We start from the raw sequence: 24,056 nt of genomic DNA on the forward strand, positions 1-24,056 counted from the left end.
ACTGTGGAGACGTCCCGGGCGTGGCCGGCATCGGGAGGGGGCGTCCTGAGCGCCCCGGGCCCGGGGCCGGCCGTAGGACATCGGAGCCTAAGGGCCGGCGCGTCGCCGGTCACCCACACCGAGGATCTCCAGGCGGCGACGAGTGGTTCGCCCGCTGCATCGAGCACCTCGGAAGGGTAGCGAGTGGCTCAGCCGGACCTGCCAGCTCCTGTCGTATGACCCACGTACCCACCCCCCAGGAGTAGACATGCATTCACCACCCCCCATCCGTTCGCTCGCCGGCCGGTGGCGTTCGCCCATCACAGTGGCGGTGCGTCTGACCGCCGCGCTGGTGACGGTGCTGGCGGCGGCGCTGGTAACGGCGGCGCCCGCGTCGGCGGCGGCGGCGCCGCTGGTGGGCACCGGATCGGGCCGCTGCCTCGACGTGGCGGGCAACACCGACGCGCTGGGCACGGCGCTGCAGATCTGGGACTGCAGCGGTGGGGCCAACCAGGCGTTCGAGTTCACCTCGGCCGGTGAGCTGCGGACCTTCAACGGCACCCGGTGCGTGGACGCCTACAACATGGGCACCACGAACGGCACCAAGGTCGTCATCTGGTCCTGCAACGGCCAGACCAACCAGAAGTGGCAGCAGAACGCCGACGGCTCCATCAAGGGAGTGCAGTCGGGCCTGTGCCTGGACGTGACCGGAATGGGCACGGCCAACGGGACCGCCATCCAGCTGTACACCTGCAACGGCCAGACCAACCAGAAGTGGAGCATCCGCGGCGGCGGCGGCCCGAGCACGACGCCGTCCCCGACGGTGACGCCGACCGGCGGCACATGCGATCTCCCGTCGTCGTACCGCTGGACGTCGACCGGTTCGCTGGCGAACCCGAAGTCGGGCTGGGTCTCGCTCAAGGACTTCACCAACGTCGTCTACAACGGCAAGCACCTCGTCTACGCGACGACGCACAACACGGGATCGAGCTGGGGGTCGATGAACTTCGGCCTCTTCACGAACTGGTCCGACATGGCCTCGGCCAGCCAGAACACGATGAACTTCTCCGCTGTCGCGCCCACGCTGTTCTACTTCGCGCCGAAGAACATCTGGGTGCTGGCCTACCAGTGGGGCGGGACCGCCTTCTCCTACCGCACCTCCAGCGACCCCACCAACCCGAACGGCTGGTCGGCGCAGCAGACTCTGTCCACCGCGAGCATCTCCGGCTCCGGCACCGGTCCCATCGACCAGACGCTGATCGGTGACGGCCAGAACATGTACCTGTTCTTCGCCGGCGACAACGGCAAGATCTACCGGCAGAGCATGCCCATCGGCAACTTCCCCAGCAGCTTCGGCTCCAACTACACGCAGATCATGAGCGACTCGACCAACAACCTGTTCGAGGCGGTCGAGGTCTACAAGCTCCAGGGCCTGAACAAGTACCTCATGCTCGTCGAGTCGATCGGCTCCCAGGGCCGCTACTTCCGCTCCTACACGGCCACCAGCCTGAGCGGTTCGTGGACCCCGCAGGCCACCAGCGAGAGCGCCCCGTTCGCCGGCAAGGCCAACAGCGGCGCGACCTGGACCAACGACATCAGCCACGGCGACCTGGTGCGCAACAACCCCGACCAGACCAAGACCGTCGACGCCTGCAACCTGCAGCTGCTCTATCAGGGCCGCAGCCCCAGCTCCGGCGGCGACTACGGTCTCCTGCCCTACCGGCCGGGCGTGCTGACCCTGCAGCGCTGACGGTGTGACACGGTCCGGCTCGGATGTCCCCGGCGTTCACTGCGGGAGGCGTACGCCGAAGCGGGTGAGCGTCGACACGGAACGCGATAAGGGCCGGTGGAGTTCTAAGCGGCGGGCTCGGCGCGAGGCCGGGCCCGCCGCGGTCATGTGAAGAGCGCAACCGGTGCGCGTATGTTCCTCTACACGCGCCCCGGCAACTGTCTGGAAGGGCCTCGGGCTGTCCCGAGGCCCTTCCGTTTTCTGCGGCGGTCGCTGAACGCTCTGCCGGGGTTGTCGTACCTGCCCGCTTGGATGCCGTGAGAAAGGCTCCGGGCGTGAGACGAGGTAGCGCGAGCAGTACGCGATCTTCTCGGGCATCGAAAGCGACGGGGGCTGGTCGTCGTCCGCGCCGTCCACATCGACAAGATCGTTCAGGTCCAGGTTCCAGGTGAGCACGACCGCAAGGCCATTGAAGGCCGCACACTGGAGCCCGGACACCGCGCCCACGACGCTCACGTTGGCAATCCCATAGAGGGCGCCCGCAACCCGGTCGTCTACCTCGATTCCTCATTCGACCTCGCGGAATGTAAGTGCGGGTGCGGTGAAGTCTCCCGCAGCACTTTCATTCCGGGCCACGATCAGCGGGCGCTCCACGAGCGGATTGCCAAGATCGGCACCGTCGCCGACATCATCGGCTGGTTCGACAGGACTCACAACAGCGACGGCGAGACCATCGGACAGCATGTCGACCTGCGTCACGGTCAGCCGCAGGCCAGCCGCAACGACCAGTGGGATCACGACAAGTACGACTGGCCCAACGGGCTTGGCCTGTTCCTCTACGACGACGGTCGCATCAAGGTGGAGGTCAAGGACGGCACCGTGGCCGTAACTGACGTCTCGAACTACGCGCCGGACGACAGCCGTGGCAGCGCGCACGTCATAGCGCAGGTCACACGCACCTGATCCTTCATCAGAAGGGCGGGCATCGGGTATCCCAAGGTCTGTCACTCCTGGCATGTGACCTGCACGAACACAGCCGATGCCATCCCGGTGGATTGGGAGAAACCCCAGGTGAGGGGATGTTTGGCGAACGGCACGAAGGTGCAGCTGTGGTCCTGCGCCGGCACGACCAGCCAGAAGTGGACCCGGAGCTGACCCCTCCCCAGTGAGACGGCCCGGCGGCGAGACGTCCTCGCCGCCGGGCCTTTTCAGCGAGCGCCGTGAACTGCTGCCGGACGGCGCACGGTGACCCGACGTTCCCGTCAGGAAATGGCGCAGCTGACGCCGTTAAGGGCGAACTGGTCAGGCTTGCCGGTATTGCCGGTATGGGTGGCCTGGAAGCCGATGTCGGTGGATCCGCCTGCTGCCAGCGTCCCGTTGTACGAGACGTTGCGCGCGGAGATCTGACCGCTGGAGCCGGAGTAGGTGGCGTTCCAGCCGTTGGTGATGGTCTGCCCGCCAGGAAGGGTGAACGCCAAGGTCCAACCGTTGATCGTTGATGTGCCACGGTTGGTGATGTGGATGCTGGCGGTGAACCCGTCGTTCCAGGAGTTCATCGTGTAGCCCACCTCGCAGGCGCCGGACTGGCTCGGCGACGCCGTGGGGCTCGGCGACGGCGTGGGGCTCGGCGAGGGCGTGGCGGTGGGCGAGGGCGTGGCGGTGGGCGAGGGCGACGGCGAGGGCGAGGAGGTCGGGGCCGTGGAGAAGGTGATGTTGGAGACGTAGGAGTTGATGTTCCAGCTCGCGTCCGCGTCGGTCGAACTGGTGACGGGTTTGCCCTGGACGATGAAGTTGGTGAAGTGTACGCCGTTGATGTTCACGCTCGACGAGCGACCGTGCAGGTTGACGACCTTCTTCACGTCGGAGGACACGTTGGTGAAGTAGGCGTCGCGGATCGTCGCGGTGTTCTTCACGGTTCGCCAGGACGGCGGCCGGTCCTCCTGCAGGTCGATCAGGCTGTCGGTGTTCTCCACCCTGACGTTCTCCCAACGGGTGTTCGAAACAACGGCCGTGTCGACCGCGTCGATCACCATGGAGCGTCCCGCCTTCACCACGTCGATGTCACGGAACACGATCCCGTCCATCGACCGCCCTTCCGTCTTGGTCCCGATCTTCGCGCAGCCGGAATTGCTGTAGCAGACGACATGCTCGTGGACGACGTTCTTGGTGTCGATCGCACCGGCGGTGGTGTCCTCGTTCTTGGTCGCCATGTTGTCGTCACCGGTGTAGAGGAAGGCGTTGGACAACAGGCCGTTGGTCGACTCGTCGAAATCCACACCGTCGGTGTTGTTGTAACCCGTCGTGGGCCGACAGTTGATCAGCTTGTAGTTCTTGATGGTGACCTTGTCGCTGCGGTAGACGAGCGTGTTCCAGTAGCTGGAGTCACGGACAATCGGGCCGTCGACCTGGATGTTCGAGCTTTGCTCGATCTTCAGCAACGCCAGATTCAGGCCCTGCGCCCGCAGCGACTTCCCGTTACCGTCGATGACACCGCGGCCCAGCAGCTTCGCGTTGCTGACCTGGTACACCCGCAGGGAGGCGTGCTGCATGCCCTCGATGTTCACCCCGCCGCTGCCGGTGTTGAAGTCCGCCTTGTTGTTCGAGCCGTAGAGGACCGCGCCGGCGGCCAGATACAACGTCATGTTGCTTTTCAGCCAGAGCTCGCCGACCAGGTACTTGCCCGGCGGCACGTACAGGATATTGCGGGTCGCTCCCGACGCGGCGTTGATGGCACTTTGGATCTTGGCCGTGACGAGTGTCCCCCCGGTTTTGTCGACCCCGTAGTCAGCCAGGCTCTTGACGTTGGCGTCCCCCAGGTGCGGCGCATCGGACTCGGGTGCGTCGATGAGGATGAACAGCAGCTCTGCGGAGTCGAACTGGACGACCAAATAGTTTGGGCCGCTGTCGAAGGTGATGGTGTTGCCGCTTCTGGTGACCGCCAGCTTCCGGCTCTTGGGGCTGACGGTGTAGGAGTTGAAGCTTTGGGCGACGGTGACGGAGAACCTGGCGGTGCCCGCTGCCGCCATCGAGCAGTGCGCGTAGTGCACCTGCATCTCGGGAGCGTACTTGGTCATCTTCTCGACGAACAGCGGGGAGCCGTCCGCCGTGACGGTGTAGAGGGAACTCTTCGTGGCGCCCGGCAGCGCGGGATCGGCGACGCAGCCGCCGGCTGCCAGGGCGGCCGAGTCGTTGCCGGCAGGGCTGGTCGCCGCAATCGCGCCGTGCTCCGGCGTCACCAGGGCGGTCGTCCCGACGCCAACGCCAACGGCAAGCAGTGTGCTGATTAATAGCTTCGCCAAAGGTTTGATCTTCACGGGGATTCCTTGTTGTGGGAGGGCATGGAGGCCTGAGCGACTGGCATCACGACCGGTAGTCGATCACTTCCTCTCGAAAAGGGCTGATCCCAGCGGATCAGCGGCGTGAATACGTGCGTTTCCCTGCCCGTCAGGCCGGACCGGGAGCGGTTGATTTCCTCACGACGAGTTGCATGGGCACGATCCGGCGCGAGTTGCCGGGCCGTTCGCTTCGTTGAGCAGGTCGACCAGAAGATCGACGGCCATTTGGCCACATTGCTGTTTCGGCTGGCAGACGGTGGTCAGTGGAGGAGTCACGAGGTCGGCCGTGGGAATGTTGTCGAACCCCACCACGCACTCCGTCAGCATGACTCCGACGCGTTGCTCACAGGCCACCCATTCGACACCGTGGATGATCTCCATGCCCCACATGTCCTTCAACTCGCTGAAGGCGAGCTCATCCCCGTCGACACAAGCGGGGTCAGCGTGGCGAGGACCGCGCCGATCCGCAGGCGGACTTTCGTAAGCTAGGCGGTTTCACGATCGGTCCCCCTCGATGTCGACCTTGGCGGCGCCGATCAGTACTTCCTTGCTGAACGGCAGCGGACGATCAGGTATGTGGACAGGTAGATGGAGACGATCGGCGCGTACTAGGCCTCGTGCGCACCAGGGACTCTCCGTTGATGAGGAGCGGTCCGCGCGACCCGCCGCACCATCTCAGAACAGAAACTTTCCACTGGAGTAGCACGAAACATAATCTAGGGATTAGGTGCGTCTCGGTCCACCCGACCTCGGCACTGACGCCCTACGCGGGCAGCCTCGCCCTCTCGCCGACTGGTCCACTGCACCTATAACCAGCTCCTTTGTCGTCGACGCCGATCTGAAGCGCTCGCAAGCAGAGAAACTTTCTAGGCGAACTTTCCTGAATCTTTCAGAGTGGATTTGGCGTACGGCGACGGCCGCGCGTCCCAGGCTGGCCCGGCCGCTGCCTTCGTCAAGGACCTGCCGAGTAAGCCTGACGATGCGGAACTGCGAGAGGTGCTGCGAGATCACGCCCTGCTCCCGGTAGACCGGCGCGCGGAGCTGCCCAGAAACCGGGCGGCCGTCCTGCGCTGGCTGGAAACCGCGTCGCTTCCGCTGGCCGACCTGCACTCAGCGTGCCGGGCACTGTGTGGAGGTTCTCCAACGCGTCTACGCCAAGTGCGTGGAAGGCCAGGAACTCCAGGTGAACCACAAGATCACAGCCGCTCTGAACGACTGAGACAGGGTTACCTCGGAAAGGCCTCGGGCTACCCGGGGCCCTTCGCTTTCGCGGGACGTGGGGGTTAGTGCCAGCGGTCGTTGATCGCTCTGCTGGGGTTGTCGTACCTGCCTGCTTTGATCCCTGATGCGGGCTCCGAGCGTGAGATGAGGTACGGCGTGGCCGAATGTCTGACGAGTTTCGTAGAAGAGATCAAGGATCTCTATGGGGGCTTCGACATCGTGGACGGCGACAGCGGTGACGATCTGACCGTGTCGTCGCTGACAGAAGCGTGGGAGGACTACTGGTGGATCGAGACTGACGACAAGTTCTTCCTCCGCAGCGCGGACAGGGAAAGCAGCGTCTACGTGCGGTTCGAATTGTGGAGCGGTCCGCCCCCGGCTGTCGATCCCTCCTGGGAGCGCTCGTGGGGCGGCCGGGTGCGCGTGCCATCAGGCAAGGTCCAGGCGCGCGAGTACCTCGGGGGTGACAACCATAAGACGTTCGACCTGGGATGCGCTGATGTCGAATGGTCGGTCGAAGTGCACGCGAAGACGCTAGAGAACGACGTCGATCCGGACTTCCCGCCTGACATCTTTCGCGTAGAGCTGTTCAAGCTGCGTTTCTGGCGCTACGACCCTTGATGAGGGCGCGGATCACCCTGCGCGTACCCCGGTCCCATGCGACCGTGACAGCCGACCGTCTCGCTGTGGTTGAACGCGGGCGTTCCGGCAGCCGAGGTGGCCCAAGGGGCGGGGCGCAGCGTGCCTCTTCGCATGTGCGGCCTGACCTGGGGAAACACCCGTAAGATCATTTCGCGTATATTTCGCGATCACTGACATGCAGCTGCCTACGGCTGCACATGATCGCCGCGTGGCTACAGAGAAACCCCAGGTGAGGGGCTATTGGGCCTGATCAAAGAGTGCCCCCGGCAGGATTCGAACCTGCGGCACCCGCTTTAGGAGAGCGGTGCTCTATCCCCTGAGCTACGGAGGCGTGATGTGCACCAGTAAGCCTAGCGAAAGGTTGGCCCCGCTCGCGCCTCCACTGGGGGTGTCGTTTCGGGCTCGCCGGTCACCGGCGGGCTGACCTGCGGTAAAGGCAGGGCAAGTCGCTGTACCTCGTGGTGGCGAGGCTGGTTACCGTCGCTGACCGTGACCCTAACGCGACGTGGATCCGCACGCGGGCTGCGATCGGTGGTGCTCGTCGCCGCGCTGATCGCACCGGTGATCCTGGCCTCGGGCATGCTCATGGCCGACTTTATCGGCTACGGGGATCGGGCGCGGGGTGTTCTCTCCCGAGGCGCGGCCGTACGCGCGGAATCGGGCGGCGGACGCGCCGCAGTGCCCCCCGGACCCGCCGGCGGGACCAGGGATGGCGGGGCCGCCGCCGGGACGCCCGGCACGCGGCCGGCCGTGCCGCCGGCGGAGAACGTCCCGGGCGCGGCTGCGAACGGCCGGGAGGCCCCGAGAATCGCCGTGGTCCCGATGGCGGGAGCGGTGAGGGAGCCCCTGCTGAATCCGACGCCGGTGCCCGAGCCGTCCGGTCCCGCGCGTCTCTACGAGGGGCTCGTACGGGTTCTTCCAGTCGTCCGACCCGTCCGGAATGTCGTCCCCGGGGACGCCCCGAAGGAGGTGCGGCGGCCGGTGGACGAAAAGCCGGAACCTCACGAGGAGACGACCTTCACGTGTGCGCCGGAGTGGCGGGACACGTGGCTGTGGGAGCTCTGCCGCGAACGTGAGAGTCGGTCCGAGGGCGAGTGATCGAGCTGGAAACGCGCAAATGCGACGTGACCGGTCGATAGCGCTTGCGCGAACCGGGGCTCGGGCACACAGGACGCTGTAGTAACGTGCGTCCCTGACCCAGGTCACGAGTTCGCAAACGGGGGAGTCGATCGTGCCATCTCCTCGATCAGCCACGCTGATCGCGGTCGTCACGGCAATGACTTCGCTGGCCGTTTCCGCGCCGTACGGCACGGCCGCGGCGGCCTCGGCCGGCGTCACGACCGCGGAGGCTCGCACGGAAGCCGCAGGGGGAAGCGCCCGGACCGGCGAGCTCGGCAAGGAGCCTGCCACGCTGACGGAGCTGCGGCGGGAGGCCCAGAAGGCGTACAAGTCCATCGAGGACGCGAACCGAGCGCTGGTGGCGCGCCAGAAGAAGTTCGGCGCCGTGGAAAAGGAGCTGGCGACCAAGCTCGAAGGTCTCCAGAAGGCCACGGCGGAGCTCAACGAACTACGCAAGCCGCTGTCCGACCTCGTCTCATCCACATACCAGGACCCTTCGCTCGACGGGCTCAGCCCGTTCTTCAGGGCGGGAGGCGGCACGAGCACCCTCCGGAGGATCGCCGACCTCGACCACCTGGTCGCCGGACGTAACAACGTGCTCGGCGGTGCGATCAAGCTGCTGGAGCGGCAGCAGCAGCTCGCCCAGGAGGCTCAGGAGCTCCGGGCGGCGAGCCTCCTGCAGGAGGCGCAGCTGAGCGCCCAGGTCACCGCTCTGCGCAAGCGCTCATCCACGCTGGTCCGGTCGCTAACCAGGGCGCTGATCAAGCTCGGCGTGAAGATCGGCGAAGGGACGCAGGGGGCGGGGGGCTGCGACCCCACCAGGATCACCCAGGCGGAGGAGTACCCGAACGGCCTGCTGCCCAAGAACATCCTGTGCCCCCTGCCGCAGGCCGGAGAGACACTGCGGGCGGACGCGGCCATCGCCTTCGCCGATCTCAACATCGCCTACAAGAAGCGGTTCGGCACCTCGATATGCATCTCCGACAGCTATCGCAACCTCAGCGAGCAGCAGTCCATCTACTACCGGCGGCCCGGCTTCGCGGCCACTCCCGGCAAGAGCAACCACGGGCTGGGACTCGCCGTCGACCTGTGCGGTGGTGTGCAGAACTTCCGCTCCGTCCAGTTCAACTGGCTTGAGGCCAACAGCAAGCGGTACGGCTGGATGCACCCCGACTGGGCCTACCACAGCCCCTTCGAGCCCTGGCACTGGGAGTACGACCCCAAGCTCGGCTCACTCCTGTGACGGGCCTGCCCATGGAGCCGGTGGGGGCCCGCCCAGGAGTGGCTCGCGACTGTCCCTGAGCGAGGGACACATCGCAGGGTCCCGCACGCGACGCGTCGTCCTGACGGGAGTCAGCCGGCGTCGAGACGGACGGCCTGGTCGATGTAGTCGCGTAGTGCGGCCTCGTTCATCCCGTCCAGCGTCTTGATCTTGACGTGTCGGGTCTTCTTACCGACTCCTTCGAGGAGGCCGTGCGGGTCGGACATCTCCGCGCCCCGCTCGAAGGCGAAGGTGAGATGAGTTTTGCTCTGGCTGATGACGGCGAGGATCTTGTTGCCCCGCCAGGCCGGCGAGCCGTACGTGAGGCATTCGACGGCCCCGGGGGCCTGTTCGGCCACGAGGGCGCGCAGGGCCGCGACGATCTCGCGGTACTTCGGGTCGAGCTTGGTCTCGATGTAGGTGTCGACCTCGCTGGTGGTCATCGTCGTGGCTCTCCTCACTGGGCCGCGGTGAAGTCCATGTGCGTGGCCTCCCAGAGGTGACCGTCGGGGTCGGTGAACGCCCGGGTGTAGGCGAAGCCGAGGTCCTTCGTCTCGCCGGACAGAGCGCCGCCGTTGGCCGCGGCGGCCTCGGCGAGCTCGTCGACGCGCTGCCGGCTCTCCACGCCTAAGGCGAAGATGGCCTCCGTCACCTCGCCGGTGTCGGCGATCTTCTTGTCGGTGTAGGTCGCGAAGTATTCCTCGGTCAGCAACATCGCGAAGGTGTCCGGACCGATGATCATCGCCTCCATCTTCTCGTCGGCGAACTGGTCGTTGAAGGCGAATCCGAGCGCGGTGAAGAACCGCCGGGAGGTCGCGAGGTCCTTGACCGGCAGATTGATGTACAGCATTCGATCTCCTGGGGTGGTGTGGTGCGTGTTCTGGTGCCAGCGTATAATCAAGGTCGTTGACAGTCAATGATCGTGACTAAATTGCGGAAAGACGGTGGACTGTGAGGGTCCCTGACATCGGCGTGCTGGCCGGCCAGTTGATGCGTGCTCTTCAAGACGAGCTGTTCGAGACTCTCGCCGAGCAGGGGCATCCCGACGTGCGCCCGCGGCACGGGACGGTTCTGGCGTTCCTCGATGGAAAGGGTGTGCGCGCGACGGACCTCGCGGCGCGGTCCGGCCAGCACAAGCAGATCGTCGGGACGATCCTCGACGAACTCGTCAAACTCGGCTATGTCACCCGCGAACCCGATCCCGCCGATCGCCGGGCCAAGCTCGTCGTCCCCACCGAGCGCGGCATCGACGAGATCGCCAAAGCGCGCGCCATCCTCGCCGCCATCGAAGAGCGGCACGAACGGAATCTCGGTGCCGAGCGCTATGCCGGGTTCAAGGAGATTCTCCATCAGGTCACGCGTGACCAGCGGGCCTGGCGGCAGGCCGGCGCGGGCACCGACTGACCACCGCCCGCCTCGCCCGCCCATGGCCTGCCGGTGTGGCTCGTCAGCGAGGGCGGATGGTCACCGAGAGCCTGCCCTGTGCCTGGGCCTGGGCGAGCTGGGCGGCCTGCCCGGGAGTCGTGGCGAGCACGAGCAGCGCGCCGCCGTCCGTACGGCTCGGTGGCCGTGCGATCACCCGCACCTCCTCGGCGACGGTCCGGGCCTGGAAAGGGCCCTCGGCGAAGGCAGCCATGACGTCGATGACGTCCCCCGGGGACAGCAGGCGGGCGGCGTCGGGGTCGGCGATCCGGACCGGCGTCGCGACCATCCCCATCCCCGTCTCCATCCCCGTCCCCGTCTCCGTCGCCTGGTCTCCCGTTGCCCGAGGACTCGCCATCTGCCCGCCGGGTCCCTGCCCCTCAAGGGCCTGGCGGAACAGGCCCGGGCCGAGCAGTCGCGCGTCGGTGAGGGGCTCGCCGCGACGCAACGGACCCGTGAGCACGCGGCCCGAGACGGGGGTTCCGGGGGCGTACACCCCGGCGGGTACGGCGTCGGGCGGGAGCCGTACGACCACGACGTCGGAGGCGGCCAACCGGCCCCCGGGGAGGTCGCGGGCGGCGGCGAGGACCTCCACCCCGCCGGGGGCACGGACGGCCAGCAGCACGCAGGCCACCGCGAGACCGGCGAGCACGGCGGCGATCGGACGGCGACGGCGCGCCGACAGCCGTTTCAGGGCACGCATGACCACCTCGGTGCGAATCGCGCCCCTCGCCGGGCACGCGTCGGTGTCAGGGGAGCTCGATCGGCAACTTGATGCTGTCGAGGGCGTTGCCGCAGGGGCAGGGACGCTCCTCCGGAAGGGTCTCGACGACCTGCGCGACCAGAGTGCGCATCCGCTCGACGTTGGCCGCGAAGAAGGCCAGGACCTCCTCGTGGGTGACCCCCTCACCGGCCTCCACACCGGCGTCGTGGTCGGTCACGAGGGCGAGCGTCGTGTAGCAGAGGGCGAGCTCGCGGGCGAGCGCGGCCTCGGGGTGCCCGGTCATGCCGATGATCGACCAGCCCGCGTTCGCGAACCACTTCGACTCGGCCCGCGTGGAGAAGCGGGGCCCCTGGACAACGACCAGGGTGCCGCCGTCGACCGTGTCCCAGCCCGTCTCGCGTGCCGTGGCCACGGCGGCCGCGCGTCCGGAGGGACAGTAGGGGTCGGAGAACGACACGTGAACGGCGCCGCCCGTGTCGTAGTAGGTCTGCTCGCGCCCCTGTGTGCGGTCCACGAGCTGGTCGGGGATCACGAGGGCGCCCGGACCGATCTCCGGGCGGAGGGACCCGACCGCGCTGGGCGCGAGCACCTGGCGGACGCCGAGGGATCGCAGGGCCCACATGTTCGCCCTATAGGGGATGCGGTGGGGAGGAAAGGTGTGGCCGCGGCCGTGCCGGGGGACGAACGCGACGGTCCGCTCGCCGATGCGGCCCACGGTGATCGAGTCACTGGGCGGGCCGTACGGCGTCGTCACGTCGATCTCTTCGGCGTCCTCCAGCAGAGAGTAGAACCCCGAACCGCCGATGACCCCGATGTCTGCGCGATTGACCATGGGCCGACCCTAGCGAACGGCGCCGCACACCCGCCGCGACTCGTCGGCCCCTGTGGATAACCTCAGGCGGCGGCGGTGGAGCCGGAGGACGACGTGCTCGACGAGGAGGTGCTCGACGAGCTCGTGGAGGCGGTCTCCTTCTTGCCCGAGTCACCGGACGGCTTCGCGGACGACGACGCCGTGCTGGACGTGGTCGTCGACGAGCCCGACGAACGGTTGTCGGTCCGGTAGAAGCCGGAGCCCTTGAACACGATGCCAACGGCGGAGAAGACCTTGCGCAGCTTGCCCTGGCAGGCCGGGCACTCCGTGAGCGGGTCGTCAGAGAACTTCTGGACGGCCTCCAGCTGCTCACCGCAAGCGGTACAGGCGTACTGGTAGGTAGGCACTCGCTCCTCCTGAGACTGGCACTCGACCGGGTCGATTGCTAATGGTAAGCAGTCAACAAGCCCAAACGCCACTCCAGCCCGGTTTATTGCCCCACGGCGTCCCGTTCGCCGCTCCCCGGTCCGCCCGCGAAACCGCCAGTCCGCGGACCCCGCGCGATCTCGGCCATGAGACCCGGGCGAACTTCACGACGAGACCCGTACGATCTCCGCCATGAGACCCGCGCGAACCGGGCGACGATGGTCAGCCGCCGCGCTCTCCGTACCAGCCGGCGAGCTTGCCGCGGCGGCTCACGGCGCGCAGGCGGCGTTCGACCGTCTCCCGCTGGGCGGCCGTGGTGACCACGAGAAGCTGGTCCCCGGCCAGCAGCCGGGTCGTATTCGTGGGTACGAACGACTGCCCCTTCCGCACGACGAGCGTGACCATGGTGTTCGCGGGCAGCCGCAGCTCGAAGATCTCCACGCCGTGCATGAGCGAACCCGACGGGATGCGGACCTGCAGCAGGTCGGCGTTCAGTTCCTCCAGGGGCGCGGCCTCCACGTCGAGGTCACGGGCCTCGCCCTCGGCGGACAGGCGGAGCCTGCGGGCGAGGTGCGGCAGCAGCGGCCCTTGGAGGAACGTGAACACGATGACGATCACGAACACGTCGTCGAACAGGTTCTTCGCCCCCGGCACCCCGGCCGCCCAGGGGATCGTGGCGAGCACGATCGGCACCGCGCCGCGCAGCCCTGCCCACGACAGGAACACCTGCTCCCGCCAGGAGATCGCGCCGATCCGCAGCACCCGCGTCAGCAGGGCGGACACCACGACCGACGCGGGCCGGGCGACCAGGACGAGCAGCACCCCGGAGACCAGGGCGGGGACGAACACGGCGGGCAGCTCACCGGGGTCGGCCAGCAGGCCGAGCATGACGAACAGCCCGATCTGGGCGAGCCAGGCGGCGCCCTCCGCGAAGCCGCGCGTCGCGGCGCGGTGGGGGAGGCGGGCGTTGCCGAGGATCACCGTGGCGATGTACACGGCGAGGAACCCGCTGCCGTGCACCAGCGTGGCCCCGCTGTAGGTGGCCAGCGCCAGCGCCATCACCGCGATCGGGTACAGGCCGGAGGCCGGCAGCGCGACCCGGCGCAACGCGTAGACCCCCGCGGGCCCGACGGCGAGGCCGATGGCCGCACCGACGGCCAGTTCGAGCACGGTCTCCAGCAGGGTGGCCGACAGCGAGAGCGTCAGCGTGGGTGCCGCGCTGAGCGCCATCACGAGGATGACGGTCGGAGCGTCGTTGAAACCCGACTCGGCTTCCAGGACGCCCGCGAGCCGGGGCGGCAGCGGCAGCCGCCGCAGCACGGAGAAGACGGCCGCCGCATCGGTCGAGGCCAGGATGGCGCCCAGCAGCAGCGCCGTTCGCCAGTCCATGCCGAGCAGCAGCCAGACGGCCAGTGCGAGCACGATCACGCTGACCGCGACGCCGACCGTGGCCAGCACCAGCGCGGCCGGCACGGCGTTGCGTACGTGGCTCCAGTTGGTGGTCAGGCCGCCTTCGGCCAGGATCACGGCGAGTGCGACGAGCCCGAGGTGCTGGGCGTTCTGGGCGTTGTCGAAGTGGATGCCGCTCTCGCCGAGTAGCAGGCCGAGGCCGAGGTAGATGAGCAGGGTGGGAAGGCCGGTGCGGTGCGCGATCCGTACGGACGCGACGCACGCGATGACGACGGCGGCGGACAGGAGCAGCCAGACGTTCAGACCCACCGCTCCCTTCGCTGTCCCTTACGACAATCTTGTCATATCTGTACCAAACGGGTGATTCCGCTCGGGAGGGCGGCGAAGCGCACCCGCTGGTCGTGGGGCTCCGTGGGCACCCCCTCCACCAGCTCGCCCTCGTGCAGGAGGGCCACCGTCGGCACGTTCGGCCCGACGCGGGCCAGCGCCCGGTCGTAGAACCCGCCGCCGCGGCCGAGCCGTACGCCGGTGACCCGGTCCACGGCCAGGGCCGGCGCGATGACCAGCGCGGCGGTGCGGATCGCGTCGACGCCGCGCCGGACGTCCACCGGCTCCATGATCCCGTTAGGGCCGGGCGCCAGCGAGTCCGGGCCGTCGTACACCGCCCAGTCGAGGTCGCCGTCCGGGCGCTGCACCGGCAGGATCACCGTGGCGCCGTGCTTCCACAGGGCCAGGATCAGTCCCTGGGTGGACGGCTCGGTGCCGGTCGACCAGTAGCAGGCCACCAGCCCCGCCATCTGCACCCACGGCTGGTCGAGGAGTAACTCCCTGATCGCCGCCGACGACTCGCGCAGCGTCCCGGGATCGAGTTCCGACCGGCCGCGGAGGATACGCCGACGCAGGTTCATCTTGTCCAAAGACCGCTCCGTTAGTGTCTACTCATGGCTGACTTCGATCCCGTGACCAAAGCCGTCGTGCCCGCCGCGGGTCTCGGCACCCGCTTCCTTCCCGCGACGAAGGCGACCCCCAAGGAGATGCTGCCCATCGTCGACAAGCCGGCCATCCAGTACGTCGTGGAGGAGGCCGTCTCCGCCGGGCTGCTCGACGTCCTCATGGTGACCGGCCGCAACAAGCGCTCGATCGAGGACCACTTCGACGTAGCGTACGAGTTGGAGGACGCTCTTCGCGCCAAGGGCGACGAGGAGCGGCTCAACCAGGTGAAGGAACCCGTCGACCTCGCCACCATGCACTACGTGCGGCAGGGTGAGCCCAAGGGCCTCGGCCACGCCGTCCTGTGCGCCAAGCAGCACGTCGGCCACGAGCCGTTCGCCTGCCTGCTCGGCGACGACCTCATCGACCCGCGCGACCCGCTGCTCAAGCGCATGATCGAGGTGCGCGCGACCTACGGCGGCAGCGTCGTCGCGCTGATGGAGGTGCCGCGCGAGCACGTCTCCCTGTACGGCGCCGCCGCCATCGAGCCGACCGACGAGGACGACGTCGTCCGCGTCACCGACCTCGTGGAGAAGCCCCCGGCCGACGAGGCGCCCTCCAACTGGGCCATCATCGGCCGCTACGTGATCGACCCCGCCGTGTTCGACGTACTGGAGCGCACCCCGCCCGGGCGCGGCGGCGAGATCCAGCTCACCGACGCCCTGCGTACGCTGGCCTCGACGAGCTCGGACGAGGGTGGTCCGGTGCACGGCGTGCTGTTCCGCGGCCGTCGTTACGACACCGGCAACAAGCTGGAGTATCTGCAGACCGTGGTGCAGTTCGCGGCGAACCGGGACGACCTCGCCCCCGAGTTCCTGCCGTGGCTGCGGGAGTTCCTCGACAAGTCCGGACAGTGAGCCGATGAAGCCCGTCGACCGCCATCTCGCCGACATCCTCGCGGCGGTGCGTCCGCTCGCACCGCTCGAGGTCGAGATCGACGCCGCCCTCGGCGCCGTGCTGGCCGAGGACGTCGCCTCGCCCGTCCCGCTGCCGCCGTTCGACAACTCGGCGATGGACGGCTACGCCGTACGGGCCGAGGACGTGGCCGCCGCGCCCGTCACACTGCCCGTGATCGGAGACGTGGCGGCGGGGGACGGCGGGCTGAACGCCCTCGGTCCCGGACTGGTCACCCGCATCATGACCGGGGCGCCCCTGCCCACCGGAGCCGACGCCGTCGTTCCGGTGGAGTGGACCGACGGCGGCACCGTCCGCGTACGGATCGACAGGCCGGCCCCGCTCGGCAACGCGATCCGGCGGGCGGGGGAGGACGTGCGCGCGGGCGACGTGGTGCTCCGCGAGGGCGCCAGGATCGGGCCCGCGCAGATCGGGATACTCGCCGGGGTCGGCCGCCGCCGCGTGCGGGTGCGGCCCCGGCCGAGGGTGGTCGTGCTGTCCACGGGTGCCGAGCTCGCCGAGCCCGGCACCCCGCTGGGCGCGGGCCGCATCTGGGAGTCCAACAGCTTCATGCTCGCCGCCGCCGTGCGCGAGGCGGGAGCGGAGGGGTACCGCGCCGGTTCGGTGACCGACGACCCCAAGGAGTTCATGGACACGCTGGACGCCCAGCTCGTACGGGCCGACGCCGTGATCACCAGCGGCGGCGTCTCGATGGGGGCGTACGAGCCGGTCAAGGAGGCGCTGTCCCCGCTGGGCACGGTGACGTTCGAGAAGGTCGCCATGCAGCCGGGCATGCCGCAGGGCTTCGGCGTCGTGGGGCCGGACCAGGTGCCGATCTTCACGCTGCCCGGCAACCCGGTCTCGTCGTTCGTGTCGTTCGTGCTCTTCGTCAAGCCGGCCCTGCGGGTCATGCAGGGACTTCCGGCCGGACCGCCGGCGACGGTCCGCGCGACCGTCACCGCGCCGCTGCGCTCTCCCGAGGGGAAACGGTCGTACCTGCGCGCCGTGCTGTCCGGCGAGACAGTCGAGCCGGTGACCAGGCAGGGCTCGCACCAGCTCGCGGCGCTGGCCGGGGCGAACGCGCTGATCGCGGTGCCCGAAGACGTGACCTCGCTGCCCGAGGGCGCCGAGGTGGAGGTGATCCCGCTGTGAGACTGACACATGTCGATGAGACCGGGGCCGCCCGGATGGTGGACGTCTCAGAGAAGGACGTGAGCGCGCGCACCTCGATCGCGACCGGGCGCGTGCTGCTGTCGCCCGAGGCGGTGGCCGTGCTGCGCGCCGGGGACGTGCCGAAGGGCGACGCGCTCGGCGTGGCGCGGATCGCCGGGATCATGGGCGCCAAGCGCACCCCCGACCTCGTGCCGCTGTGCCACCCGATCGCCCTGACCGGCGTGAAGGTCGACCTGGCCGTTGTGGACGAGGGCGTGGAGATCACCGCCCGGGTCCGTACGGCCGACAGGACGGGCGTCGAGATGGAGGCGCTGACGGCCGTCACCGTCGCCGCGCTCGCCCTGGTGGACATGATCAAAGCGGTGGACCCGGCGGCGGTCATCACCGACGTGCGGGTCGAGGAGAAGACCGGCGGCAAGACCGGCCACTGGACGCGTTCCGGACAGGAGTGAAGGCGTGCGCGCGCTGGTGGTGACGGTGTCCAACAGAGCGTCGGCGGGCGTCTACGAGGACCGCTCCGGGCCGCTGCTGGCCTCCCTGCTGCGGGAGGCGGGCTGCCACGAGGTGGACGGGCCCCGCGTGGTCCCCGACGGTGACGCCGTCGAGGCCGCGCTGTGGGACGGCGTCGCCGAGGGGTACGACGTGATCGTCACGACCGGCGGGACCGGGGTGACGCCCCTCGACCTCACCCCGGAGATGACCGCGCGGGTGCTGGACCGGGAGATCCCCGGCATCGCCGAGGCGATACGCCAGGTCAACCGGGAGAAGGTGCCGACGTCGATCCTGTCGCGCGGCCTCGCCGGGCAGGCCGGGAAGACGCTGGTGGTCAATCTGCCCGGGTCCTCCGGAGGCGTACGGGACGGCATGGCCGTGCTGACCCCGATCCTGGGCCATGTCGTCGACCAGATCCACGGCGGCGACCATGCCGGTTGAGGAGCCCGCTGAGCCCGCTGAGGATGAGGCGCGTCCCGCGTGGCGCGTTGACCGTGTTCCGGTGGATGATTGACGAATGGATCGACTTCGCGGCTGGCCGGCGTCCATGGCCGAGGGACCCGTCGGGCTGCGGCCGCTGCGCCTGCGCGACGTGCGGGACTGGCGCGACACGCGCCTGCGCAACGCCGAATGGCTCCGTCCCTGGGAGCCCAGCAACCCCGAGACCCCGCTGTTCCGCACAGGTCTCGGGCCGTACGTCTCGATGGTCGGCACGCTGCGCCGCGAGGCACGCCAGGGGATGGCCATGCCCTGGGTCGTCACGTACGAGGGACGGTTCGCCGGGCAGCTCACCGTGGGGGCGATCGTGTGGGGCTCGGCCCGCTCCGCCCAGGTGGGCTACTGGATCGACGGCGCGCTGGCCGGTCGGGGCATCACTCCGACCGCGCTCGCCATGGCCGTCGACCACTGCTTCTTCACGACCGGTTTACACCGGCTGGAGGCCAACATCCGGCCGGAGAACCACGCCAGTCGCAGGGTCGTGGAGAAGCTCGGATTCCGTGAGGAGGGCATCCGCCGGCGGCAACTGCACATCGACGGCGCGTGGCGCGACCACATCTGCTACGCGCTGACCGTCGAGGACGTGCCGCGCGGGCTGCTCGTCCAATGGCGCCGCACCATGAACTCGGCCGCCCGCCGCAGCGAGTCAAGCCCCGGATAGCCACGAGGGCTGTCCTGCCGCCGTTGCAACCGAGTCACAAGCGGATCGTCAGAGCGTTCTGCCGACAGCTCCGTGCGCCTCGAGACGCGGGTCCGGGCGGTGCACGCCCTCGCCGCCGCCGCAACCGACGCACAAGTGGATCACCAGTGGGCCCCGTGATGCTTCGTGGCCGTAAGCGAAACCGCATCACGGGGAGACACCCACATGAGGAAAAAGGCGTTATTCATCGCAGCGGCCGCTCTGGCCGCGGCCGTGACCACGGTGGCACCCGCACCCGCGTCCGCCGCGGCGGTGAAGATCGAGATCGTCCCCGCCCACACCGAGACCGTGATCGAGTGGCTGAACCCGATCACGTGCCCGACGAACATGGTGCTCACCGGCCGCTCGCACCACGGCGACGAGATGCAGGACACCACCTATACCTGCAGCTTCATTCTCATCAACGGGGAGCAGGCCCGGGTGTACATCGGCGACTGGGGCACCCGCCAGAAGGAGAGCAAGGCCGACTACAGCGCCCCCGACCACCAGGCCGTCGTCGGCAGGTGGCACGAAGGCGACGAGAACGGCTACACGCGATACCGCTCGGCCACCATCTTCTGGCAGGGCCGGCAGGTGCTGCTGGCCAACGGGGACTCCACCGGCTACTTCTACGAGAACAAGCACAACTGGCAGGCGCAGGGGAACACGGTCATGACCGGCCGTAAGCACACCGGGGACGAGAACGGCAAGACCTGGTACCGGTACGCCACCGTGACCGTCGCGGGCTGACCCCGCCGCTGCCGCTCACGTCATAGGGGCGGCGACCGACCGTCGCGCCGGCGGCGCAACCGGCCGAACCTGACCATTCCCGTGTGCATCGGCACCCGGGAATATCCGGCCGGACTCTCTTCGATCTTCGCCGCCGTGCGCATCACTCCACTAGTTAAGGAACAGACGATGATGAGGACGTACGGCAAGGCTCTGTCCGTCGTCGCCGTGGCCGCCGCTCTGTCGGCCGCCACCATGGCCGCTCCCGCTTCGGCGGCGGTGACGATCAAGGTGGAACAGGTCTCGACCCGGTCGGTGTGGGAATCGACCGGCACCCAGGTCACCTGTCCGCCGAACCAGGTGCTCACCGGCCGCTCGCACTCCGGCGACGAGAGAGGGCAGACCATCTACTACTGCAGCCGGATCCTGATCAACGGCGAGCAGGTCGAGGTGCACTCCGGAGACTGGACGAGCCCGCAGAGGGAGAGCAGGGCCGACTACAGCGCCCCCAACAACCAGGTGATCGCCGGCAGGTGGCACAAGGGCGACGAGAACGGCGACACGAGGTACCGCACCGCCGCGCTGTACTGGCAGGGGCGGCAGGTGACGCTGATCGACGGGGACACGAGCGGTGAGTACACGGAGAGCAGCCACAACTGGCAGGCGAAGGCCGGCAAGGTCATGACCGGTCGTATGCACTACGGGGACGAGAACGGCAAGACCTGGTACCGGTCCGCCACGGTGTATTTCGAGGGCTGATCTCCCGCAGCACATCGGCCGGCCGACCGCCCGGGCCCGGATCGTTCGGCCCTGGTGGCCGGGCCCTGATTGCGTGGGCCCTGATCGTGCGGGCCGGAACACCCGGGAAGGCCGCGAGATTCGGCCGGTCGAGCCCGTGAGCCGCGTGGTCCGTGAGGACCACGCGGAATCCTCGGGATCGAATTACACGAAGAGCTTTGACGATCTCGCGACACACCGGACTGAATACTCGTCATTCAGCGACACGCAGTCCTACCGTGCGTGACGTGAACACCTCTCCGCCGACACAGGTCCACGGACGTGTTCACCATGCCCGCAGGCGTGCCCGTACGGCAGTGCGGGGGTGGGCGCATGGGTAGCGCCCTGCTCTATCTCGCCATCGTCGTCATGTGGCTCAGCGTCCTGCTGCCCATGTGGCTGCGCCGTGATCGGCACACCGACGACGATCTCTTCGAGGAGCAGCCCGGCGAGGCGTTCACGCTGACCGAGCCGCCCGCCGCCGACGACGCGGAAACCGGCTCCGACGATGCCGCCGAGAGCCTCGACGGCGCTGGTGACGCGGACGGGGGCGACGCCGACACCGTCATCACGCCCCCGGCCACGTCCGCGGAATCCGCCGATCCCGCTCCGTCTTCCACGGCGGTGCGTGGCGCCGAGGCCGGGGCCGCGGACCAGGTCGCGGCGGAGCGGCACGCACGGGCCCGCCGTGTCGCCGCCCACCGGCGTGCCCGGATCCTCGCCCGGCGCCGGCGGCGGCTCCTGTGGAGCATCCTGCTCGTGCTGGCCTCCGTGGTCACCGCGGCCGTCCGCGTGATGCCCTGGTGGGCGGTCGCGCCCTCGGGCGTGCTCCTCGTCGGTTATCTCATCGTGCTGCGTGTGGCCGTACGCGTGGACAGGGAGCAGCGGGAGAGGGCCGCCCTGGCGCGGGCCGAGCACCTGCGCCGCCGGCGGGAACGCCGCCGCGCCCTGGCCGCGGCAGCCCGCGAGGCGGAGATCATCAAGTTCGAGGCGCGCAAGCGCGTCCAGGTCTTCGACCAGTACGCCGACGGACGGCGCGCGGCCGGAGACTGAGTCGGTGGCGCGAACACCCCGCAGAGTTTGCTAATCTAGTCGAGGTCGTTGGGGCTATAGCGCAGTCCGGTAGCGCACTTCGTTCGCATCGAAGGGGTCTGGGGTTCAAATCCCCATAGCTCCACCACGACGAAGGCCCGTCAGGTGATCCACCTGACGGGCCTTTTCGCTGCTCAGGGCCGTGCCGCCACGTGTCCTGGCCGTTCCCCTGCCAAGGTTCACCGGTACGGCTACCGCCTCGTTCCTGCTGCTGGAGCATTAGGGGTCAGGTGGCATGACCGCCTACCTGCCGTGGCTCTCGCTCCTCAGGGCATGGGGCCGGTCGGCCCCGGGTCGTGATCTTCTTGCGTCTCCGGCGTTCGGCTCCGAAGTGATTGCGTGAGCCGAGGTTCGCAGGTGGCTGGAGCCCCGCAGGTACGAGCGTGCGAGCCACGCGACAGACCCGGGAGGAAATGGTTCAAAAATGGGCTGGCGCGGTCGTGTGAATTGCGTTTTCCTGTGATTTATCGGGGGTGACATTAAGAAGATCGCGAGGGCCGGAGGCGCGGGATGAGGCAGGGCCGAATCGCCGCATTCATGAGGCTGGCGCAGCATGGCGGCGAGCAGCGGTTCACGGTTGCCGACGGCTTGCTGACGCTCGAATCGGGCCGGGTACCGAAGGTGCGCCAGGTGCGTGACCCGCTGGCATTGGGCGTCCATCCTTGCGCTGCGGCTTCGGTGGCAGGCTCGCAGCCGGAACGGGTGCCGGTCTATGTACGGCGCGATGTCGATGCCGAGCTCCGTGATTGTCTCGGCAGGGGCGGGTTCGTGCTCCTGATCGGGGACTCCACGGCGGGTAAATCGCGGACGGCTTTTGAAGCCGTGCACGCCCGGCTTTCCGGTCATGAGTTTTTCGTGCCGGGCGACAAGAACATCGGCAAGGACGTGATGGCCGCGATCGTCGACCGGATCGCTCGATCCCGGCGCGCGGTTCTGTGGCTGGACGACCTAGAGCGTTTTCTCCGCTCAGGCGCGATCACACCCGTGCAGATCGCCCGCATCGTGGGCGGCAGGGGGCACAAGGCGATCGTTGCCACGCTGCGCGGCGCCGAGGAGGATCAGCTCGCGCAGGTGCCCGCCGACGCCGACGCCGGCCAGAGGGAGTTGCGCGAACAGGCCGGCCAGGTGCTGGAGCAAGCGCAGCGCATCCGCCTGGAGCGGCTGTTCAGCCCTGCGGAGCTGGAGAGAGCCCGATCACAGGTGGCCGACGAGCGGATCGCCGATGCGCTGGACCACGCGAGCGAGTACGGCATCGCCGAGTTCTTGACGGCGGGGCCGTATGTGCGGGACGCCTATGACGAACCCTGGGCGGACGACCGTAACCCTCGCGGTGTGGCTCTGGTGGCAGCCGCTGTCGACTGTCTTCGCGCCGGCTACCCGTCTCCCCTTCCGAAGGCGTTGCTGGAGGAGCTGCATCAGGACTATCTCGACCGACGCGGCGGACAGCGGCTCCGGCCGGAACCGCTGGAGCAGGCCTGGGCATGGGCGACCCGGCAGCGCGGGTCCGCCACCGCCCTCCTTCAACCGGTAGCCGGCGATGAGGCGAAGGTGGAGGTGTCCGGCTACCTGGCCGACCGCTGTCAGCAACAGATCGCACTCCCCACGCAGGTGCCCGACCACATCGTCCGGGTCATCATCGGCCATGCCGATGCACCAGGTCTCAAAGCCGTGGCCAGTCGACTGTGGGACCAGGGACGCTACCCCCTGGCCGCCGAAGGGTTCCTGCAGGAGATGTATGTCCGCTGGGCAGACGACGGTGAGGAGCACCCGGACACGCTGGTCAGCTGGAAGAACTGGGCGGGCGCGCTGGCAACGTCGGGGCGGTTGGCGGAGGCCGAGGCCGAGCAACGGGCGGTGCTGGAGGTGCAGCGGCGGGTGCTGGGTGAGGAGCACCCGGACACGCTGGACGGTCGTGTCAGCCTGGCGAACGTGCTGCGGGGGCTGGGGCGGTTGGAGGAGTCCGAGGCCGAGTACCGGGCGGTGCTGGAGATACAGCGGCGGGTGCTGGGTGAGGAGCACCTGTCCACCCTGGTCTGCCGGAACAACCTGGCGAACGTGCTCAAGGCGTTGGGACGGTTGGAGGAGTCCGAGGCCGAATACCGGGCGGTGCTGGAGATACAGCGGCGGGTGCTGGGTGAGGAGCACCTGTCCACTCTGCTGTGCCGGAGCAACCTGGTGAACGTGCTGGAGGCGCTGGGGCGGTTGACGGAGGCCGAGGCCGAGACCGAGCGCCGGGCGGTGCTGGAGGTGCAGCGGCGGGTGCTGGGTGAGGAGCACCCCTCCACTCTGGTCAGCCGGCACAACCTGGCGTACACGATGAAGGAGTCGGGGCGGCTGGAGGAGGCCGCGGCCGAGTACCGGGCGGTGCTGGAGGCGCGGCGGCGGGTGCTGGGTGAGGAGCACAGGAACACGCTCCTCGGCTGGAACGAGTTGGCGGGCGTGCTGGCGGCGCTGGGGCGGTTGGAGGAGGCGGCGGCCGAGTACCGGGCGGTGCTGGAGATCAGCCGCCGGGTCTCGGGTGAGGAGCACAAGGACACGCTGATCTGCCGGAACGAGCTGGCGGGCGTGCTGGCGGCGCTGGGGCGGTTGGAGGAGGCGGCGGCCGAGTACCGGGCGGTGCTGGAGATCAGCCGCCGGGTCTCGGGTGAGGAGA

The 24,056-nt window shown here is 68.6% G+C and carries 23 protein-coding genes, 2 tRNA genes and 1 pseudogene; 15 read left to right on the forward strand and 11 right to left on the reverse strand.

Translation table 11 applies throughout. The annotated features are described in order from the left end of the window. Positions 1 to 247: 247 nt before the first annotated feature. Entirely contained in the window at positions 248 to 1,729 is a 1,482-nt protein-coding gene (locus AB0O28_RS24055; RefSeq protein WP_363643696.1) for a non-reducing end alpha-L-arabinofuranosidase family hydrolase, read from the forward strand. Positions 1,730 to 2,275: 546 nt separating this feature from the next. Here AB0O28_RS24055 and AB0O28_RS24060 read toward each other — a convergent pair. The 3 genes from AB0O28_RS24060 to AB0O28_RS24070 all read right to left on the reverse strand — a co-directional run bounded on the left by AB0O28_RS24060 (position 2,276) and on the right by AB0O28_RS24070 (position 5,424). After that, a complete protein-coding gene (locus AB0O28_RS24060; protein WP_363643697.1) occupies positions 2,276 to 2,716 on the reverse strand; it encodes a hypothetical protein in 441 nt (146 codons plus the stop codon). A gap of 254 nt (positions 2,717 to 2,970) precedes the next feature. Beyond that, positions 2,971 to 5,022 (reverse strand): cellulose binding domain-containing protein, encoded by a 2,052-nt coding sequence (locus AB0O28_RS24065; RefSeq protein WP_363643698.1) that lies wholly within the window; start codon positions 5,020 to 5,022, stop codon positions 2,971 to 2,973. A 159-nt stretch (positions 5,023 to 5,181) separates the two neighbouring features. Beyond that, complete coding sequence (locus AB0O28_RS24070) at positions 5,182 to 5,424, reverse strand: substrate-binding domain-containing protein (RefSeq protein ID WP_363643699.1); 243 nt, start codon at positions 5,422 to 5,424, stop codon at positions 5,182 to 5,184. 918 nt (positions 5,425 to 6,342) lie between these two features. Between AB0O28_RS24070 and AB0O28_RS24075 the strand changes: the two genes are divergently transcribed. Next, positions 6,343 to 6,885: a hypothetical protein gene (locus tag AB0O28_RS24075; protein ID WP_363643701.1), complete on the forward strand. Its 543-nt coding sequence runs from the start codon at positions 6,343 to 6,345 to the stop codon at positions 6,883 to 6,885. Positions 6,886 to 7,164: 279 nt separating this feature from the next. On the opposite strand, the gene AB0O28_RS24080 is transcribed toward AB0O28_RS24075, so the two are convergent. Next, a tRNA-Arg gene (locus AB0O28_RS24080) sits at positions 7,165 to 7,237 on the reverse strand. A 900-nt stretch (positions 7,238 to 8,137) separates the two neighbouring features. Here AB0O28_RS24080 and AB0O28_RS24085 point away from each other — a divergent pair. Next, entirely contained in the window at positions 8,138 to 9,268 is a 1,131-nt protein-coding gene (locus AB0O28_RS24085; RefSeq protein WP_363643703.1) for a M15 family metallopeptidase, read from the forward strand. Positions 9,269 to 9,378: 110 nt separating this feature from the next. Here the strand turns inward: AB0O28_RS24085 and AB0O28_RS24090 are convergent, their stop codons facing one another. Further along, positions 9,379 to 9,729, reverse strand: a complete 351-nt coding sequence (locus tag AB0O28_RS24090; RefSeq protein WP_363643705.1) for a DUF1801 domain-containing protein — start codon at positions 9,727 to 9,729, stop codon at positions 9,379 to 9,381. A 14-nt stretch (positions 9,730 to 9,743) separates the two neighbouring features. Next, positions 9,744 to 10,136 carry a VOC family protein gene (locus AB0O28_RS24095; protein ID WP_363643707.1) on the reverse strand — a complete coding sequence of 131 codons (393 nt, stop codon included), beginning with the start codon at positions 10,134 to 10,136 and terminating at the stop codon, positions 9,744 to 9,746. Positions 10,137 to 10,258: 122 nt separating this feature from the next. Between AB0O28_RS24095 and AB0O28_RS24100 the strand changes: the two genes are divergently transcribed. Beyond that, positions 10,259 to 10,690 carry a MarR family transcriptional regulator gene (locus tag AB0O28_RS24100; protein WP_363643709.1) on the forward strand — a complete coding sequence of 144 codons (432 nt, stop codon included), beginning with the start codon at positions 10,259 to 10,261 and terminating at the stop codon, positions 10,688 to 10,690. Positions 10,691 to 10,733: 43 nt separating this feature from the next. Here AB0O28_RS24100 and AB0O28_RS24105 read toward each other — a convergent pair whose 3' ends face one another. Continuing rightward, on the reverse strand, positions 10,734 to 11,411 hold the full coding sequence (locus tag AB0O28_RS24105; protein WP_363643711.1) for an SAF domain-containing protein: 678 nt from the start codon (positions 11,409 to 11,411) through the stop codon (positions 10,734 to 10,736). A 46-nt stretch (positions 11,412 to 11,457) separates the two neighbouring features. Next, a complete protein-coding gene (locus tag AB0O28_RS24110) occupies positions 11,458 to 12,264 on the reverse strand; it encodes an S-methyl-5'-thioadenosine phosphorylase (RefSeq protein WP_363643713.1) in 807 nt (268 codons plus the stop codon). Positions 12,265 to 12,339: 75 nt separating this feature from the next. On the opposite strand from AB0O28_RS24110, the gene AB0O28_RS24115 reads away from it, so the two are divergent. Further along, positions 12,340 to 12,495: a hypothetical protein gene (locus tag AB0O28_RS24115; protein WP_363643796.1), complete on the forward strand. Its 156-nt coding sequence runs from the start codon at positions 12,340 to 12,342 to the stop codon at positions 12,493 to 12,495. 14 nt (positions 12,496 to 12,509) lie between these two features. On the opposite strand, the pseudogene AB0O28_RS24120 reads toward AB0O28_RS24115, so the two are convergent. The 3 genes and pseudogenes from AB0O28_RS24120 to AB0O28_RS24130 form a co-directional block, all read right to left on the reverse strand. Further along, positions 12,510 to 12,722, reverse strand: a pseudogene (locus AB0O28_RS24120) (FmdB family zinc ribbon protein); the annotation flags it as partial. 169 nt (positions 12,723 to 12,891) lie between these two features. Next, entirely contained in the window at positions 12,892 to 14,388 is a 1,497-nt protein-coding gene (locus tag AB0O28_RS24125) for a potassium/proton antiporter (protein ID WP_363643715.1), read from the reverse strand. Positions 14,389 to 14,420: 32 nt separating this feature from the next. Next, positions 14,421 to 14,987, reverse strand: a complete 567-nt coding sequence (locus tag AB0O28_RS24130; RefSeq protein ID WP_363643790.1) for a 5-formyltetrahydrofolate cyclo-ligase — start codon at positions 14,985 to 14,987, stop codon at positions 14,421 to 14,423. Positions 14,988 to 15,020: 33 nt separating this feature from the next. Here AB0O28_RS24130 and galU point away from each other — a divergent pair, with 33 nt between their 5' ends. The 10 genes from galU to AB0O28_RS24180 all read left to right on the forward strand — a co-directional run. Then, complete coding sequence (gene galU / locus AB0O28_RS24135) at positions 15,021 to 15,926, forward strand: UTP--glucose-1-phosphate uridylyltransferase GalU (protein ID WP_363643717.1); 906 nt, start codon at positions 15,021 to 15,023, stop codon at positions 15,924 to 15,926. Between the two features lie 4 nt (positions 15,927 to 15,930). Beyond that, positions 15,931 to 17,115 carry a gephyrin-like molybdotransferase Glp gene (gene glp / locus AB0O28_RS24140; RefSeq protein WP_363643719.1) on the forward strand — a complete coding sequence of 395 codons (1,185 nt, stop codon included), beginning with the start codon at positions 15,931 to 15,933 and terminating at the stop codon, positions 17,113 to 17,115. Then, positions 17,112 to 17,588 (forward strand): cyclic pyranopterin monophosphate synthase MoaC, encoded by a 477-nt coding sequence (gene moaC, locus AB0O28_RS24145; RefSeq protein WP_363643721.1) that lies wholly within the window; start codon positions 17,112 to 17,114, stop codon positions 17,586 to 17,588. Before glp ends, moaC begins: the two co-directional genes overlap by 4 nt. 4 nt (positions 17,589 to 17,592) lie before the next feature. Continuing rightward, positions 17,593 to 18,069 (forward strand): MogA/MoaB family molybdenum cofactor biosynthesis protein, encoded by a 477-nt coding sequence (locus AB0O28_RS24150; RefSeq protein ID WP_363643723.1) that lies wholly within the window; start codon positions 17,593 to 17,595, stop codon positions 18,067 to 18,069. 76 nt (positions 18,070 to 18,145) lie between these two features. Then, positions 18,146 to 18,787: a GNAT family protein gene (locus tag AB0O28_RS24155; RefSeq protein WP_363643725.1), complete on the forward strand. Its 642-nt coding sequence runs from the start codon at positions 18,146 to 18,148 to the stop codon at positions 18,785 to 18,787. Positions 18,788 to 18,991: 204 nt separating this feature from the next. Then, complete coding sequence (locus tag AB0O28_RS24160) at positions 18,992 to 19,555, forward strand: hypothetical protein (protein ID WP_363643727.1); 564 nt, start codon at positions 18,992 to 18,994, stop codon at positions 19,553 to 19,555. Between the two features lie 168 nt (positions 19,556 to 19,723). Further along, entirely contained in the window at positions 19,724 to 20,293 is a 570-nt protein-coding gene (locus tag AB0O28_RS24165) for a hypothetical protein (RefSeq protein WP_363643729.1), read from the forward strand. A 351-nt stretch (positions 20,294 to 20,644) separates the two neighbouring features. Beyond that, positions 20,645 to 21,364, forward strand: a complete 720-nt coding sequence (locus AB0O28_RS24170; protein ID WP_363643731.1) for a hypothetical protein — start codon at positions 20,645 to 20,647, stop codon at positions 21,362 to 21,364. 50 nt (positions 21,365 to 21,414) lie between these two features. Continuing rightward, a tRNA-Ala gene (locus AB0O28_RS24175) sits at positions 21,415 to 21,491 on the forward strand. Positions 21,492 to 21,940: 449 nt separating this feature from the next. Further along, positions 21,941 to 24,056, forward strand: a 2,116-nt coding sequence (locus tag AB0O28_RS24180; RefSeq protein WP_363643733.1) for a tetratricopeptide repeat protein, incomplete at its 3' end; no start/stop codon positions are given.

It is taken from the genome of Microbispora sp. NPDC088329 (assembly GCF_040685655.1).
In the GTDB taxonomy this organism is placed as follows: Bacteria; Actinomycetota; Actinomycetes; order Streptosporangiales; family Streptosporangiaceae; genus Microbispora.

Bases quoted from the DNA above. Each gene is read 5' to 3' on its own strand.
- AB0O28_RS24055 (WP_363643696.1), top strand. From the start codon at position 248: ATGCATTCACCACCCCCCATCCGTTCGCTCGCCGGCCGGTGGCGTTCG.
- AB0O28_RS24070 (WP_363643699.1), bottom strand. From the start codon at position 5,424: ATGGAGATCATCCACGGTGTCGAATGGGTGGCCTGTGAGCAACGCGTC.
- AB0O28_RS24090 (WP_363643705.1), bottom strand. From the start codon at position 9,729: ATGACCACCAGCGAGGTCGACACCTACATCGAGACCAAGCTCGACCCG.
- AB0O28_RS24095 (WP_363643707.1), bottom strand. From the start codon at position 10,136: ATGCTGTACATCAATCTGCCGGTCAAGGACCTCGCGACCTCCCGGCGG.
- AB0O28_RS24105 (WP_363643711.1), bottom strand. From the start codon at position 11,411: ATGCGTGCCCTGAAACGGCTGTCGGCGCGCCGTCGCCGTCCGATCGCC.
- AB0O28_RS24110 (WP_363643713.1), bottom strand. From the start codon at position 12,264: ATGGTCAATCGCGCAGACATCGGGGTCATCGGCGGTTCGGGGTTCTAC.
- AB0O28_RS24130 (WP_363643790.1), bottom strand. From the start codon at position 14,987: ATGAACCTGCGTCGGCGTATCCTCCGCGGCCGGTCGGAACTCGATCCC.
- galU (WP_363643717.1), top strand. From the start codon at position 15,021: ATGGCTGACTTCGATCCCGTGACCAAAGCCGTCGTGCCCGCCGCGGGT.
- glp (WP_363643719.1), top strand. From the start codon at position 15,931: ATGAAGCCCGTCGACCGCCATCTCGCCGACATCCTCGCGGCGGTGCGT.
- AB0O28_RS24155 (WP_363643725.1), top strand. From the start codon at position 18,146: ATGGATCGACTTCGCGGCTGGCCGGCGTCCATGGCCGAGGGACCCGTC.
- AB0O28_RS24160 (WP_363643727.1), top strand. From the start codon at position 18,992: ATGAGGAAAAAGGCGTTATTCATCGCAGCGGCCGCTCTGGCCGCGGCC.
- AB0O28_RS24165 (WP_363643729.1), top strand. From the start codon at position 19,724: ATGATGAGGACGTACGGCAAGGCTCTGTCCGTCGTCGCCGTGGCCGCC.
- AB0O28_RS24170 (WP_363643731.1), top strand. From the start codon at position 20,645: ATGGGTAGCGCCCTGCTCTATCTCGCCATCGTCGTCATGTGGCTCAGC.